Source organism: Streptomyces sp. NPDC032126, assembly GCF_055580085.1.
Genome location: NZ_JBVIMA010000009.1, coordinates 329640 through 343274, shown reverse-complemented (window position 1 = coordinate 343274; position 13635 = coordinate 329640). Strand labels below are relative to the sequence as shown.

At 72.1% G+C, this 13635-nt stretch carries 13 protein-coding genes; 6 read left to right on the top strand and 7 right to left on the bottom strand.

The window, feature by feature from the left end; genetic code table 11:
- Nucleotides 1-17: 17 nt before the first annotated feature.
- From ACZ5NW_RS30880 to ACZ5NW_RS30870, 3 genes are all read right to left on the bottom strand, one after another.
- A complete protein-coding gene (locus tag ACZ5NW_RS30880; RefSeq protein WP_468747259.1) occupies nt 18-4970 on the bottom strand; it encodes a ricin-type beta-trefoil lectin domain protein in 4953 nt (1650 codons plus the stop codon).
- Between the two features lie 193 nt (nt 4971-5163).
- The gene (locus tag ACZ5NW_RS30875; RefSeq protein WP_468747258.1) at nt 5164-5826 is read right to left on the bottom strand and encodes a hypothetical protein; all 663 of its coding nucleotides are present in this window, start codon (nt 5824-5826) and stop codon (nt 5164-5166) included.
- 97 nt (nt 5827-5923) lie between these two features.
- On the bottom strand, nt 5924-6436 hold the full coding sequence (locus tag ACZ5NW_RS30870) for a hypothetical protein (protein WP_468747257.1): 513 nt from the start codon (nt 6434-6436) through the stop codon (nt 5924-5926).
- A gap of 108 nt (nt 6437-6544) precedes the next feature.
- On the opposite strand from ACZ5NW_RS30870, the gene ACZ5NW_RS30865 reads away from it, so the two are divergent.
- The 4 genes from ACZ5NW_RS30865 to ACZ5NW_RS30850 all read left to right on the top strand — a co-directional run bounded on the left by ACZ5NW_RS30865 (nt 6545) and on the right by ACZ5NW_RS30850 (nt 8911).
- Entirely contained in the window at nt 6545-7402 is an 858-nt protein-coding gene (locus tag ACZ5NW_RS30865; RefSeq protein WP_468747256.1) for a hypothetical protein, read from the top strand.
- 228 nt (nt 7403-7630) lie between these two features.
- Nucleotides 7631-8149, top strand: a complete 519-nt coding sequence (locus ACZ5NW_RS30860) for an ATP-binding protein (protein ID WP_468747255.1) — start codon at nt 7631-7633, stop codon at nt 8147-8149.
- Between the two features lie 52 nt (nt 8150-8201).
- Complete coding sequence (locus tag ACZ5NW_RS30855) at nt 8202-8576, top strand: type II toxin-antitoxin system RelE/ParE family toxin (protein WP_468747254.1); 375 nt, start codon at nt 8202-8204, stop codon at nt 8574-8576.
- Nucleotides 8573-8911 carry a helix-turn-helix domain-containing protein gene (locus ACZ5NW_RS30850; RefSeq protein ID WP_468747253.1) on the top strand — a complete coding sequence of 113 codons (339 nt, stop codon included), beginning with the start codon at nt 8573-8575 and terminating at the stop codon, nt 8909-8911. Before ACZ5NW_RS30855 ends, ACZ5NW_RS30850 begins: the two co-directional genes overlap by 4 nt.
- Before the next feature lie 4 nt (nt 8912-8915).
- Here ACZ5NW_RS30850 and ACZ5NW_RS30845 read toward each other — a convergent pair whose 3' ends face one another.
- The 3 genes from ACZ5NW_RS30845 to ACZ5NW_RS30835 are packed head-to-tail and all read right to left on the bottom strand — an operon-like array spanning nt 8916 to nt 11217.
- Nucleotides 8916-9581 carry a pyridoxine/pyridoxamine 5'-phosphate oxidase gene (locus ACZ5NW_RS30845; RefSeq protein WP_468747252.1) on the bottom strand — a complete coding sequence of 222 codons (666 nt, stop codon included), beginning with the start codon at nt 9579-9581 and terminating at the stop codon, nt 8916-8918.
- Nucleotides 9582-9591: 10 nt separating this feature from the next.
- Entirely contained in the window at nt 9592-10017 is a 426-nt protein-coding gene (locus tag ACZ5NW_RS30840; protein WP_468747251.1) for a pyridoxamine 5'-phosphate oxidase family protein, read from the bottom strand.
- A 36-nt stretch (nt 10018-10053) separates the two neighbouring features.
- The gene (locus ACZ5NW_RS30835; protein ID WP_468747250.1) at nt 10054-11217 is read right to left on the bottom strand and encodes a thiolase C-terminal domain-containing protein; all 1164 of its coding nucleotides are present in this window, start codon (nt 11215-11217) and stop codon (nt 10054-10056) included.
- An 80-nt stretch (nt 11218-11297) separates the two neighbouring features.
- On the opposite strand from ACZ5NW_RS30835, the gene ACZ5NW_RS30830 reads away from it, so the two are divergent.
- Nucleotides 11298-12512 (top strand): acyl-CoA dehydrogenase family protein, encoded by a 1215-nt coding sequence (locus ACZ5NW_RS30830; protein ID WP_468747249.1) that lies wholly within the window; start codon nt 11298-11300, stop codon nt 12510-12512.
- Nucleotides 12509-12979: a nitroreductase family deazaflavin-dependent oxidoreductase gene (locus ACZ5NW_RS30825; protein WP_468747248.1), complete on the top strand. Its 471-nt coding sequence runs from the start codon at nt 12509-12511 to the stop codon at nt 12977-12979. The genes ACZ5NW_RS30830 and ACZ5NW_RS30825 overlap by 4 nt, the downstream gene beginning before the upstream one ends.
- 22 nt (nt 12980-13001) lie before the next feature.
- Here ACZ5NW_RS30825 and ACZ5NW_RS30820 read toward each other — a convergent pair whose 3' ends face one another.
- Nucleotides 13002-13631, bottom strand: a complete 630-nt coding sequence (locus tag ACZ5NW_RS30820; protein WP_468747247.1) for a LysE family translocator — start codon at nt 13629-13631, stop codon at nt 13002-13004.
- Nucleotides 13632-13635: the final 4 nt, after the last annotated feature.

The following is a 13635-nucleotide window of genomic DNA, read 5'->3' as shown; positions in this document are numbered from 1 at the left end:
CCTCCAGGGGTCGGGCACTACTCGGGGTAGGCGGTCTTGACGACGAAGCCGTACCGGCCGTTGCCGTTGTGGCCCTTGACCTTCATCAGGATCACCGTGACCTCGTTCCCGGCGTCCTCGATGGTCCGCCCGTCGGGGAGGTACCGCTTGCCCAGCGACGGATAGGCGTCCCACTTCCCGGTGATCGCCCTGAACTGCTCACCGTCCCTGGCCTTCGACGCCCAGTCCAGGAAGTTCTTCCACTTGGCCTGGTCGAGCACACGCTGGCCGTCCGCGGCCCGCTTGGAGAAGTAGTCGCCGACGACCCGGTCCACCGCCTGCTGGGCGATGTCCTGGTTCGTCCAGATCGTATTGGGCTTGCCCTTCAGCCTGGCGAGCCGGAAGGCCTCGGCCGCGTCCGGATTGACGTGCTCCTTCAGGGTGTGGATGACGTCCTTGTACCTCTCCAGCGCCTTGAGGTCCTCGTCGCCCAGGTTCAGGCAGTTGTGGACCATGACGTCCGTCGCCCCGGCGCCCGACGCGCGCACGTAGAACGTGTGCAGGCCGTCGACGGTGAGGTCGTACACCTGGCGCGGGGCGAGCCCCGACCGGTCGCGTACGTCGGTCACCGCGCGGAGCGTGCCGTCCGGGCCGACCAGCTGGTCGCCCGCGCGCAGCTCGGAGGCGAGGACCCAGCCGCGCCCGTCGGTGCGGATCTTGTGCCCGGCGGTGGTGTCCAGGCTGCCGCCGCCGGCCAGGCCGATGGTCACCAGCCGTTCGGTGTCGTGCCGGAACGTGTCGGTCACGGGTTCGGCCCGCAGCCGTCCGGTGCCCGGGTCGGCGGCCATCACCCGGTCGCCCTCGCGCACCTCGCGGATCGCCTTGCGGGAACCGTCGGCCATCAGCACCAGGGTGTCCCCGGGGAAGCTGTTGACCTTGCAGGTGGTGATGAGGTCCTCGTAGGCGTTGATGCTCGCCTCGACCTTGGCGAGCGTCGCCGGATCCACGTCCAGGGCCTTCAGGGCCTTGTACGCGTCGGTGATGCCGATCCCGGTCTTCAGCGCGGCGTCCAGCGCGCGGAGGGCCTCGGCGGCCTTCTCGAACACCTTGCCCGGGATGAAGTTGGACGCGACCCAGGCACAGGCCACCTTGTCACCGTGGTAGCAGCGGGCGACGTCCCCGAGGACGATCTCGTACAGGACCGCGCCCAGCGTGTCCCCGAAGAGGTTCTGCCAGCCGAGGCGGGTGATGTCACCGAAGCTGAAGTGGTGGGTCCACTCCTGCTTCTGGTTCTTGAGGACCTCCGTCTTCAGGTAGAGGGTGTCCGACTTCGGGCAGCCCGTCTCGGTGGCGGGAACCTCCGGGTTGACGCAGAAGTAGTAGCTGACCGTGATGTCGACGTGCAGTTCGTACGTCACCGTGCAGCCCTGCGGCACGTACGTGCAGAGGTTGAGCTGCTTGGCGGGAGCCGCCTCGGTGATGTTGTCGACGACGTAGAAGACACCGCCGACGCCCGTGCCGACGCCGTCCTGGACGTTCTTGTTGGCCTCCTTGCGCGCCGCCTCGTCGGCGGCCTGCTGGGCGGACTCGGCGTACTTCTGGGCGTCCTTCGCCGCTTGCTCGGCCGCGGTGGCCTCGGCGTCGGCGCGGTCGGCCGCCGCGCGGGCGTCCTTGGCGGCCTGTTCGGCCTCGGCCGCGGCCGTGTGGGCGGCGGCGGCGTCCAGGGCGGCCTGGTCGGCGGAGGAACGGGCCTCGGTGGCGTAGCCCTCGGCGCGGCCTGCCGCCTTGTCGGCGGCGTCGGCGTCCGCGGTCGCCTGCTGGTCGTAGCCGATGGCGCGGGCCAGTGAGGCCTGAGCGTCGGCGGCGTACTTGGCGGCCTCGGCCGCGTAACCCAGCGCCTCCTTGGCGGACTTGCGGGCGGTCGCCGCGAAGCCCGCCGCCTCGGCGGCCAGCGTATAGGCGGCCTTGGCGTCGCCCGTCGCCGCGTTGGCGAGGCTCTGGGCCTGCTCGGCGTTCTTCTGGGCGTTCGCCGCGTGGGCGGCGGCCACGGCCTGCTGCTGCTCGGCGATCGTCTTCGACGACTGGCCCGCCAGGACGGCGAGACCGGCCGCGGAGTCGGTCGTGATGTACGGCGAGCCGAGCTGGATCGCGTCGTTGGCCGGGTTCGCCACCTGCTGGGCGGCGTTGCCGGCGTCCTCGGACGCCTGCGCGGTCGTGTAGGCGTGCCCGGCCGCGTCCGCCGCACCGGCGACCGCCTTGGCGGCCTCGGCCTTCGACGCGTCGGCCTGAGCCTTGGCGTCGGCGGCGTGCTTCTCGGCCTCGTCGGCCAGCGCGACCGCCGAACGGGCGGCCTGCGCCGCGGTCTGGGACGCGGCGATGGCGTCCGCGGCGGCACTGGTCGCCGTGCGTACGGCTGCGTCGGCGCGCAGCTTGGCGGCCTGGGCGGCGTCCGCGTCGGAGCGGGCCCGCTTGGCGGCCGCCTCCGCGCGCGTGGCGGCGGCGTCCGCGTCGGCGGCGGCCTGGCTCGCCGCGTTCGCCTCGGCGCGCGCCGACTTCGCGGCGGCCTCGGCGTCGTCGGCGTGCTTGTCGGCCTCGTCGGCCGCCGCGCGGGATTCCTTCGCGGCGTCGTCGGAGTCGTGGGCCTCGGCGAAGGCGTCCTTGGCGTCGGCCTTCGCACGCGCCGCGTTGGCCTTGGCCTCGGCGTCCCACGCGTCGTCCATCTTGCCCTTGGCCCGGTCGCGGGCGGCTTCGGCGTCCTGCCGCTTGGTGCGGGCCGTCGACTCCGCCGCCTCGGCCTTGGTCTTGGCCTCGGTGGCCGCGGTGGCGTAGCCCTGGGCGTTCGTCTTGTGCTGGGCGGCCTCGGCCTGCTTGGCGGCGGCGGTCTCCTTCTCCGCCTTCGCCGTGGCCTCCTGGGCCTCCGCCGCGAGCCTCTTGGCGTGCGCGTCGGCGGCGGCCGCCTTCGCGTCGGCCTCGGCCTTCTGCGTCTCGGCGAGCTTGGCCTTCGCGGTGTCGCGCGCCGTCTTGGCGTTCTGCGCCTGGAGGGCGGCCGCGTCGGCGGCGGCCTTCGCCTGCGCACGCGCCTCATTGGCGGCGGCGGTACGGAACGCGGCCTTGGACTGGGCGGCCTGCGTCACCGCGCGGGCGGCGATGGTCGCGCTGTCACCCGCGGCGGCACGGGTCGCGGCGTAGGCGGTGTCACCAGCCTTCGACAGCGCTTCGAGGGCGGCCGCCGAAGCCTTCGTCACCTGGGCCTTCTGCTGGCCGACGAGGAGCGCGCGCCCGCGCGGGGCACCCGCCTTGTCGGCGATGGCGTACGCGGCCTGTGTGGCCGTGTCCGTCGTCGCGGCCGCCGTCTTCCCGACGGCGGCCTGCGCCTTCAGGATGTCCAGCTGCTTCTTGGACTCGGCCTGGGCGGTCGCGATGTCCTTGGTGACCCGGTCGAAGTCGGCCTTCTTCGGGTAGTCCAGCTTGTCGGTGCCGTTGTGACCGGACGGGACGATGTCGAACTTCTGCGGGTCCTTGCCCGTGCAGTCCCACATCCGGCTGTCCTGGCTGTTGTTGTACGTCGCCAGGTCGAGGCAGTTGTCCGTGCCCGGGTTGTACAGCCGGGTCGTGCCGTGGGTGCCGTACTGCCACTTCTGGGCGGCGGTGCTGTTGCACGTGTACAGCTGGAGCGCGGTGCCGTTGGCGGTGCCGCTGCTCTTGATGTCGAGGCACTTGCCGGAGTTGACGTTCTGCAGGGCGTCGCCCCAGATCTGCCACTTCTGGTTGGCGCCGCCGTTGCAGGTGTAGATCTGCACCGGCGTGCCGTTGTCCTTCTTGGCGCCGGCCGCTTCCAGGCACTTGTCGGACGCACCGTGGGCGTGGATCACGAACGGGCTGTCACCGATCCAACCGGGGCCTCCGGCCGACCACCAGTCCTGCCAGCGGACCAGGTGGTCGGCGCGCCAGGACCAGCCCAGCATCTCGCCGAGCGCCTTGGAACCGGCGGCGAGCGCCTTGGTGGAGGCGCGGTTCGCGGTCAGGATCTGGTTGCGCGGGGTCGCCTGGGCGGCGATCTCCTGCTGCCACTCGGCGGACGCGGCGGCGACTTCCTTGCCGAGGACCTTGTTCGGGTCGACGGGGGTGTGCCAGGCGCAGGAGGAGAAGCGGGTCTTCAGGTCCTCGACGGCGATGCGGTACTCGACGGTGCCCGGCTCGGGCGCGGTGCGCGGGAAGCCGCCGGAGGACAGGAAGATACGGGCGTCGTCGGCCCAGATGGGGTGGTTGAAGGTGTCGTAGTCGTGCCACCCGGCCCACTCCTCGTACGGCACCTCGGGGGTGCGCACGGTGTACAGCTTGCTGCCGAGGTCCGTGAACGCCTTGGCGGTGGCGTCATCCGCCTTCGCGGTCGGGTCGCGGTAGAGGTCGCTCTCGCTCTTCCAGAACTGCTCCCAGATCCACTTGGAGATGCCGGTCTGCGCGAAGAAGCTCGGGCGGTCGTCGCCGGCGACACCGGGCACCCACTCGAAGTCGGCGACCGACTTGAAGCCGCCGGGCGTGGGAAGCCCGGAGATCTGGAAGTCCTTGAGGTGGTCGTAGAGCGCCGACCCCTCCTTGTCGGCGGCGTCCCGGTCCTGCTTGAACGCGGTGGACAGCGGCGTCTGATCCCAGTACTGCCGGTTCGCGGCGGTGTGCAGCTTGTCCGGTGGCTGGTTGAGACCGTCCTGGGCGACGGCGGACATGCCGGGTCCGCCCATCCGCAGCACCTCGGCGAGCAGGCACTGGTCCTGCCGGAGCTGCTCGGCGGCCTGGGCGTCGAACCCGTCGTAGCTGTCGGCGACGGGCGCGACGTGGTCCTGGTCGTAGCGGCTCAGCAGTCCCGGCTGGATGGCGAGGCCCCCGAGCAGGGCGACGGTCAGGCCGCCGGTGAGCAGAGTGGTCAGCGGCCCGGATCTCGTCCGGGCACGCGATTTCACGCGGGCATGCGTGAGGAGCCGATGTCTCGGCATGTGGTCTTCCTCCCCGTGGCGACACGACGGTGTTCCCCCGGTCGCCGGTCGACGCGCACGATGACGAAGTGGTCGGCTCCGTCCGGCGCGGCGATCACTTTAGGCACGGGTGACGGGTCCAGGACAAGAGACTTTGAGTTACTTGTGAGGAACTTGTGGCCGTTCGCGTGAGATGAGACCGTCTCGGCCGCGCCTACACCTGTCGGTCCCCTTGCCAGGTGATGGACGTCAGCGCGGCCAGGCCACCGTTGGCCAGCCCCTTGTAGGTCACCTGCCGGGACGGGCCCAACTCGTGCGCGACTCGTTTCGCCAGTTCCGTCCCGACGCGGAACAGCCGGTCCCACTCGGCGTCGTAGGCGCCGTCCTGCCGGTCACGGATCTCCCGGTTGACCGTTGCGTCGATGCTTGCCGCCCACGTGTACAGGTCGGCGACGAGGCTGTCGGACAGGGCCAGGGCCGCGGCGGGATCGTCGGGGAAGAAATCCCCGAAACCTTCCGAGCGCAGCGGACCGAACCTGAACTCTCCTTCGACGGTGATGTCGATCGGATGCGGCGGCGTGCCGTGGCTGTCGCGCTCCCAGTGCAGGCGCCCACAGCCCCAGCACACCCACTTCGCCGTGCTGTGCCGCTCGTCCCAATAGCGCACCGCCCACGACGGTCCGAGATGCTCGGCCAGTCGCTGGGCCGTCGCCAGCCCCTGCTTGACGTGCTTGCGAAGATCCGGACGCGAGGAGAAACCCTCCGGCGGGCGGGACGACGACCAGGACCGCAGCGTGTCTGCCAGCACGTCCGGCAGCGCCAGCCGAGCATCGTCCAGCGGGACAGTGCATCTGAAGGAGCTGAGATCCTCACCCACTCTGGGATCTTCCACCTCGTACAGCGGAGACGACTCGCCCCGTGCCTGGACAAGTACGCACAGCGGTTCTTGGGAGGTCATGCGGGGTTGGCTCCGGTCAGAGGCGGGTGACCACGCCGCGCCAGGTCCAGCCCGCGGCGAGGACGGTGTCGCGGAGGGGGTCCTTGAGGTGTGCGGTGTCGAAGCGGAAGGTCTCGGTGAGGTGGCGGCGGCCGTCGGGGCCGCGTTCGATCGTCCACTGACGGGAGGTCTCGCGGACCGTTCCCCGGCCGTACTCGCGCGACACCGCGAACGTGGGGGTGTCCCCGACCCACGTGACCTGCCACTGCTCGTCGAGGGCGCGGACCTCGTGGCTCTCCGGGACCAGCCGCATCCGTATCTTCAGGGCGCGGTCCAGCTGGGAGCGGGCGAAGAAGGCACCCCAGGCGGGTTCCCGGAGGCGCAACTCGGCGGCGAGGTCGGCCTTTTCGGCAGGGTAGGCGGATCGTACGCGGAAGGGGACGTCCGGCCCGTTCAGCGCGAGGAGCGCGGCGCGGACCTCCTCGGCGGGACGCGGGGTGACGCCCTCGGCGGGGTGCCGGGTGCCGGTGAACTTGTCGAAGAGGCCCATGGGGACAACCTAGGGGTCGCATGCCGAGCGGCGGGGCGCGGGGCGTCGGATACTGGGGAGGGAGAGACCCTGTCAGGGGTAACCCAGGGGGCAGACCAGGGGCACACCATGAGTGAGATGCAGGGGCACGGCATGGGTGAGGTGCCGGGGCACGGCATGGGCGCGATGCACCACCACCACGCCGGGCAGGCCGAGCAGCCCGAGGACCCGACCACCGGCGGTCACGGCATGCTCGTGTTCGGCCACGAGATGTTCTACTTCTCGCATCTGCCGATGTTCGGCGCGCCGCACAATTACCAGGTCCTGCTCGAAGTCGGCCTCGACGACGGCGTGCGTGAGGCGCTGCGCTCGCATCGGCACGCGTTTCCCGACGAGCCGTACGACACCTTCGATCCGGTCCCCTTCCCCATGTCCGAGATCGACCCGTCGGGCAGCGGTCCGAGGCGTACGTCCATGACCGGGGACATCTTCTGCGGCCACTTCGAACGCAGCGCGAAGGGAACGCGGCCGCTCGCCGCGAACACCGAGGTGCGGATCGAACGCGTCGTACGGTTCACCGAGCTCGACGTGAACGACCACGCGAGCGGCGACGGCACGCTGGAATACCTGTGCTTCGGACACGGCGACCAGCTCTACCTCGCGCACGCGATCCGCGGCTGGCCCAGCTTCGACCAGATTCTCGAGGTCCACCCGGTTCCGGGTACGGCGACGAACCGGGCGGGTGCGGCGTTGCCGGACGACGAGGCCACGCTGGACAGGTTCTTCGAGCAGCACTTCGTCACGGCCAACCCGTACGACATCGGCGGCCGCAGCGACGACGCCGACCACCGGCTGACGTCCCAGGAGGTGGCCGACGGCTCCTTCTTCGCCACGGCCCCGCCCAGCGGCTTCCACGGCTTCGACGTCAACCTGGCGGCGGACCGCGAGGTGTACCTGGAGGTCAACGAACTCGCGGGCCCGATGTGATCGGAGCCGTGGGCGCGGTCGCATCGCACGGCGTCCAGCCGGGAGACCGGCCCGGTTTCTCCACGGTCTGTGACAGCTCGACCACGGCGGCGTAACAACGCTCCCGGAGGCGCATCACACGGATCCGCCCGCGTTCTCCTCCCCTGGGAGGGGTGGGCCCGGGTCAGGGAGACAGGCCACCGGGACGCCCGGCCCGCACAACGTCCGTGCTTCGACAAGGGAGTTGCCGTGCGCCTCGACGCCGCGATCTGCCAGTCGCCCCAACTCGCCCCCGCCGACGTCCCTTTCGCCCCGGCCCGCCCGGAGGCCCTCGCGTACAGCCTCACGCTCCCGGCGAATCCCCGAAGTCCGGCCGTCGCCCGAGCGGCGACCCGGACGATCCTCCAGGCCCACCACCTCACGGAGGTGACCGACGCGGCGGTCCAGGTCGTCAGCGAACTCACCGCCTGCGCCTGCCGTTTCTCCACGACCGCCGAGGTGTACGTCTCCCTGCGCTACCGCGACCAGTGCCTGCGCGTCACCCTCTACGACGGCCACCCCCGCCACACCCACGCCCGCCTCGGCGCCGCCTGCGAAACCCACCGCCGCGTCACCCTCCGCCTCCTGGACCGCGTCGTACGGGCCTGCCGAGGCGAATGGGGCATCGGCGGCCCCCGACCGGAACCGGGCACCGGCACCCGGATGTGGGCCACGCTCCCCCACACCGGAGCAGTCGACTACTCCCGCGTACGCCGCACATACGGGTGACGCCACCTCTGAAAGCGGGCGCCCTCCACATCACCCGATCTACATTCGCGAAGTGGCTGAGCCCTACATGATCGAGTTGGAGCCGGAAGTACAGGCATGGCTGGAGCGTCTGTGTCCGCAGCACTACCGCCAGGCGGAGGAGAAGGCCGACCTCCTCGCCCAATCTCCGACGACGCTGGGCGAGCCACATTCTCGTAATCTGGGGGAGGGAGTGCGTGAGCTGCGGTTCGTGCTGAGTGGTAATGCCATGCGGGTGACCTACTGGCTGGCACCCGGTCGACGGATCGTACTGCTCACCGTCTTCCGCAAGACCAGAATGAGAGAAGACGCCGAGGTCAAGCGCGCCAAGCTGGCACGAGAGCTGTGCGAGGCGGAGCATGGGCCCGCGCACGACGTGTTCACTCGTGAGTTCCGGGAGGACCTGTGAGCCACACCCGCTGGAAGCTGGCGCGGGAGCGGAGAGTCGGCGAGGGCTCCGGGGAGCCGCCGGAGGTGGTCGCCGAGCGGGAGCAGATTCGGCTGGCGCTCGCACTCGGGCAGCTCGTGCACGACCGTCGCGTGGCCCTCGGGCTGACGCAGGCCACGCTTGGGGAGCGGCTGGGGATGACTCCGGAGGAGGTGGAGGCCGTCGAGCTCGGCGGCATGCTTCCCCTCACTGCGGACCTGCTCGTCAGGCTGGCGACGGCCCTGGACGTCATGGTCGACTTGCGCCTCGTCGCCGACGGCCACAACACCGTCGTTTTCGAGGAGCGCGCCGCTTGAGGCGTCACGGCCAGAGCAGTTCCCGGTCCCAACCGCTCTCCGTCCTCCGGTAGTTCAGGCGTACATGGCGGCGGTGTTCGTCGCCCTGGAAGAATTCCACCCGCTCCGGTGCCACGTGGTACAGCGTCCACGTCGGGGACTCCGCCCCCGTGTCCGACCGGGCCCGCTCCCACGCCGTCTCCGACGCCTCCCTCAGTTCCTCCAGCGAGCCCAGGGTCTCGCTCTGGTGGCCCGTCAGGGCCGCCGCCAGGGCTCCCGTCGAGCGGGCTCGGAGGTCTGCCCGTGCCTCCGCCGGCGTTCCGACCGTCACCGGGCCCCTCACCCGGACCTGGCGGCCCAGGGTTGGCCAGTAGAAGGCGAGCGCCGCGTACGGGCGGGACGCCAGGTGGAGGCCCTTGCCGCTCGTCGCGTGGGTGCCGAAGGACCAGCCCCGCTCGTCCGCGCCGTGCAGCATCACGATCCGTACGTCCGGGCGGCCCTCCGCGTCCGCCGTCGCCAGGGACATCGTGTGCGGTTCCCGCTCGCCCGCCGCCACCGCCTCCGCGAACCATGTCGTGAAGAGGGGGAGGGGGGTGCGAGGGGCCGACGCCGGGTCGAAGGGCGGGAGGGTCGTCACCGACGGGTCCCACACCCGGAGCGACCTCAGCAGTGCGTCGAGATCAGTTGCCATGCCCCGATGGTCACACCCGTCCCAGGTCCGACGACACCCACCTCTCCGGCCGCATGTGCAGCACCACCTGCTCCCCGTGGTTCTCCCACGCGAAGTCGACATAGCCGGCCACCTTCTCCGGCGGCAGATAGCGCGCCGCGATCGCCCGCAGTCCGTCCTTCGTCGCCGGGGTCGTCCGGGTCACCGGGCCCTCCACCGATACGTACCTGATCGTCGGCTCCAGCCGGTCGATCAGCAGCGTGAAGCGGCCCGCCGCGCCGATCAGCGCGTGCTTGCGCGACGTCGCGCCGGTCATCACCCACACCTCCCCGCCGGGCTCGTACCAGTACCAGATCGGCACGGCCAGCGGAGCCCGGCCCGGGCCCGCGTCCACCGCCAGCGCGGCCACATGCGGTTCGGCCAGGAACGTCTCCCGTTCTTCGCGGCTCAAGGGCATCGCGGTCTCCTTCAGAGGCGCGTTCCGGTTCCGGGGTCATCCCCGGCCGAGTACCACCGTCCCCGAAGAGCAGAACCAGCCGCCCGTGCCGGACGCCACGCCCAGCCGGGGCGGCTCTCCGTCCGGCCGCCTGACCTGACGCTCCCCGGCCTCGCCCCGCAGTTGCCGTACCGCCTCCACCAGCAGGAACAGGCCCCGCATCCCGGGATGCTGGGCCGAGAGGCCGCCGCCGTCCGTGTTCACCGGCAGTTCCCCGCCCCGCACCCGCAGCCGGCCCTTCTCCACGTACGTCCCGCCCTCGCCCTTCCCGCAGAAGCCGAGGTCCTCCAGCGTCACCAGGGTCATGTACGTGAACGCGTCGTAGATCTGGGCGAAGTCCATCTCGTGGGGGCCAAGGCCCGCCCGCGAGAAGGCCAGCCGTCCGCTGGTCGCCGCCGGTGACACCGTGAAGTCGTCCCACTCCGACATCGCCGCGTGGGACACGGCCTCGCCGGTCCCCAGCACCCACACCGGTGCGGTACGGCAGTCGCGTACGTACTCCTCCGCCGCCAGCAGCAGCGCCGCCCCGCCGTCCGAGCGTACGCAGCAGTGCAGCTTCGTGAAGGGGTCGGCGATCATCGGGCCCGCCAGCACCTCGTCCACCGTCAGCGGGGTGCGGAACATCGCCTCGGGGTTGAGTGCCGCGTTCGCCCGGGCCTGGACCGCGACCTCCGCCAGCTGCTCGATCGTCGTGCCGTACTGGATCATGTGGCGGCGGGCCGCCATCGCGTACTTCGCGATCAGGGTGTGGCCGTAGGGGACCTCGAACTGCGTCGGGCCCCGCCCGCCGAACGGCAGCGTGCCCGTGCGCCGGCCCGCCTTCACGTCCGCCCGGGCGGTCGAGCCGTACGCCAGCAGCACCGCGTTCGCCCGGCCCGCCGCGATCGCGTCCGCCGCGTGCGCCGCCATGACCTCCCACGTCGAACCGCCCACCGACGTCGAATCGACCCAGGTGGGGCGCAGACCCAGATAGTCGGCCACCTCCACCGGCGCGAGCGTGCCCAGACCGGCCGACGCGAAGCCGTCCACCAGCGACCGGTCCAGCCCGGCGTCCGCGAGCGCCCGGCGGGCCGCCTGCGCGTGCAGGGTGTACGGGGTCGCGTCCGTCACCCGCCCGCAGTCGGACAGGGCCACCCCGACCACCGCGACGTTCCGAGCCATGAGCCGCCTCCCGCCCCTGTGCATCTCGTGACGACCCCCCTAATATGACGGACCGTCAGATCTGGAGGGAAGGGGTCGCCATGGACGCCGGCTTCACCGCCGAACAGGACGACATCCGCCGCACCCTGCGCGACCTGCTGCTCAAGCGGTGCGGGGGCGGGGAGGTGCGCGCGGCCGTCGACGGCCCCCTCGGGTACGACCCCGCCCTGTGGGCCGCCCTCTCCGATCGGCTCGGTTTGCCCGGACTCGCCCTGTCCGAGGCGTACGGCGGGGTCGGCTGCTCCGGCACCGAACTCGCCCTCGCCGCCGAGGAGACCGGCCGCGCCCTCGCCCCGAGCCCCCTGCTCGCCACCGCCGTCCTCACCGCACCCCTCCTCCTCGCCCTCGGCACCGACGCCCAGCGCGCCGAGCTGCTGCCGGCCATCGCCTCCGGCCGGCTCACCGCCGCGCTCGCCGTCCCCGGCCCCGTCCTCACCACCGCACTCGGCCTGACCGGCGACAACGGCGGCGACTGGGCGGGCGGCGGGCGCGCCGGCGGCGTCCAGGCCCGCCGGGACGCGAGCGGCGCCTGGCGGCTGTACGGGGAGGCCGTCCAGGTCCTCGACGGGCACAGCGCCGGCCTGCTGCTCGTCGCCGCCCACACCGGGGGATACGCCCGCTCCCGCACCCTGCTCTACCTCGTCCCCGGCGACACCGACGGCCTCGTACGGGTCCGGCAGACCGCCCTCGACGCCACCCGCCCCCAGGGCCGTGTCCAACTCCGGGACGTGCGGGCCGAGTTGCTGGGCGACGAGCCGGAGCCGGACGTACCCGGCGCCCTGCGCGCCCTCGGTGACACCGCCGCCGCCTTCCTCGCCTGCGAGGCCGTGGGCGCCGCCGACCGGGCGCTGGAGCGGACCGTGGCGTATGTCGGGCAGCGCGAGCAGTTCGGGCGGGCCATCGGGTCCTTCCAGGCGGTCCAGCACCGGCTCGCCGATGTGTACGTACGGGTGCAGGCGGCCCGCTCCGCCGCCTACTACGCCGCCTGGGCCTGCACCGCCCGCCCGGACGACCGGGTCGGCGGGCTCGCCCTCGCCCAGGCCCTGGAGGCGCTGCGCACCGCCGCCGCCGAGGCCGTCCAGCTGCACGGCGGCATCGGCTTCACCTGGGAGCACGAGGCCCACCTGTACTTCAAACGGGCCGCCGGGGACGAACTCCTCTTCGGCCCCGTCCACCGGCTGCGCGGCCACGCGGCCGACCTCGCCCGTCTCTTCGACCGCGAGCACGTCCTCGACCGGAAGGCGGTGACCGTGTGATCGGCGTCCGGCTGGTGCAGAAGGTCTCCTCCACCCGCACCTTCGCGAAGATCGGCCCGCGGGTGATCCCCGCCCTGGACCGCGCGGTCCACCGGCTGACCCGGGGGAAGGTACTGCTCAGCGCCCAGATGCTGCCGGGTGTCGTGCTGACCTCCACCGGCGCCCGCAGCGGACTGCCCCGGCGCACCCCGCTCGCCTGCATGCCCGAGGGGGACGGCTGGCTGCTCATCGGCTCCAACTTCGGCCGCGCCGGGCATCCCGCCTGGACCGCCAACCTCCTCGCCCACCCCGACGCCGAGATCAACTGGAAGGGCACCGACATCCCGGTCACCGCCCGGCTCCTCACCGGGGCGGAACGCGCGGCCGCCTGGCAGGCGGTGCTGGCCTTCTGGCCGCCGTACGCCACCTATCAGGCCCGCGTGGAACGCGAGATACGGCTCTTCAGGCTCAGCCGCCGCTCCTCATAGCGCGTGCCAAGCCAGCAGGTCCTCAGAGCGCGTGCTGCACCAGCAGGAATGTGCCGATGCCCAGCATCGCCGCGCCCGAGGTCCGGGTGACCGCGCGGGCGGCGGCCGGGCGGGCGGACAGCACCGCGCGGGCCAGGGTGCCGACCAGGGCGTAGACGACCGCGCAGCACAGCATGTGGAGCAGGCCGAAGACGGCGGTCTGGGCCGCCACCGGCAGCCGGGCGCCGCCGCCGGTCGCCAGGAACTGCGGCATCACCGACAGGTACAGCAGCAGGCCCTTCGGGTTCAGGCCGCTGATCGTCGCACCGCGCAGGAAGACCGCCCGGCGCGACGCCCCGGCCCGCTCCTCGCCCTCCCCCGGCGCCTCAGGCGCGCCCGGGCGCCGTACGACGTTCCAGCCCAGCCACACCAGGTACGCCGCGCCCGCGACCGTGAGCGCGGTGAGCAGCGTCGGTGAGCCCGCGACCAGGACGGCGAGGCCCGCGGCCGCCAGCGCCGTGTGCAGGGCGTAGCCGCTGACCAGGCCCGCCACGGCCACCCCCACCGAGCGGCCGCGCAGGCCCGCGGCGATGGTGTACGCCCAGTCGGCGCCCGGTACGCACACCAGCAGCAGGTCGACGGCGAGGAAGGAAAGCAGGGAGCCCGTGTTCATGTCG

Bases quoted from the DNA above. Each gene is read 5' to 3' on its own strand.
- ACZ5NW_RS30830 (WP_468747249.1), top strand. From the start codon at position 11,298: ATGGACGCCGGCTTCACCGCCGAACAGGACGACATCCGCCGCACCCTG.
- ACZ5NW_RS30865 (WP_468747256.1), top strand. From the start codon at position 6,545: ATGAGTGAGATGCAGGGGCACGGCATGGGTGAGGTGCCGGGGCACGGC.
- ACZ5NW_RS30840 (WP_468747251.1), bottom strand. From the start codon at position 10,017: ATGCCCTTGAGCCGCGAAGAACGGGAGACGTTCCTGGCCGAACCGCAT.
- ACZ5NW_RS30835 (WP_468747250.1), bottom strand. From the start codon at position 11,217: ATGGCTCGGAACGTCGCGGTGGTCGGGGTGGCCCTGTCCGACTGCGGG.
- ACZ5NW_RS30880 (WP_468747259.1), bottom strand. From the start codon at position 4,970: ATGCCGAGACATCGGCTCCTCACGCATGCCCGCGTGAAATCGCGTGCC.
- ACZ5NW_RS30845 (WP_468747252.1), bottom strand. From the start codon at position 9,581: ATGGCAACTGATCTCGACGCACTGCTGAGGTCGCTCCGGGTGTGGGAC.
- ACZ5NW_RS30820 (WP_468747247.1), bottom strand. From the start codon at position 13,631: ATGAACACGGGCTCCCTGCTTTCCTTCCTCGCCGTCGACCTGCTGCTG.
- ACZ5NW_RS30870 (WP_468747257.1), bottom strand. From the start codon at position 6,436: ATGGGCCTCTTCGACAAGTTCACCGGCACCCGGCACCCCGCCGAGGGC.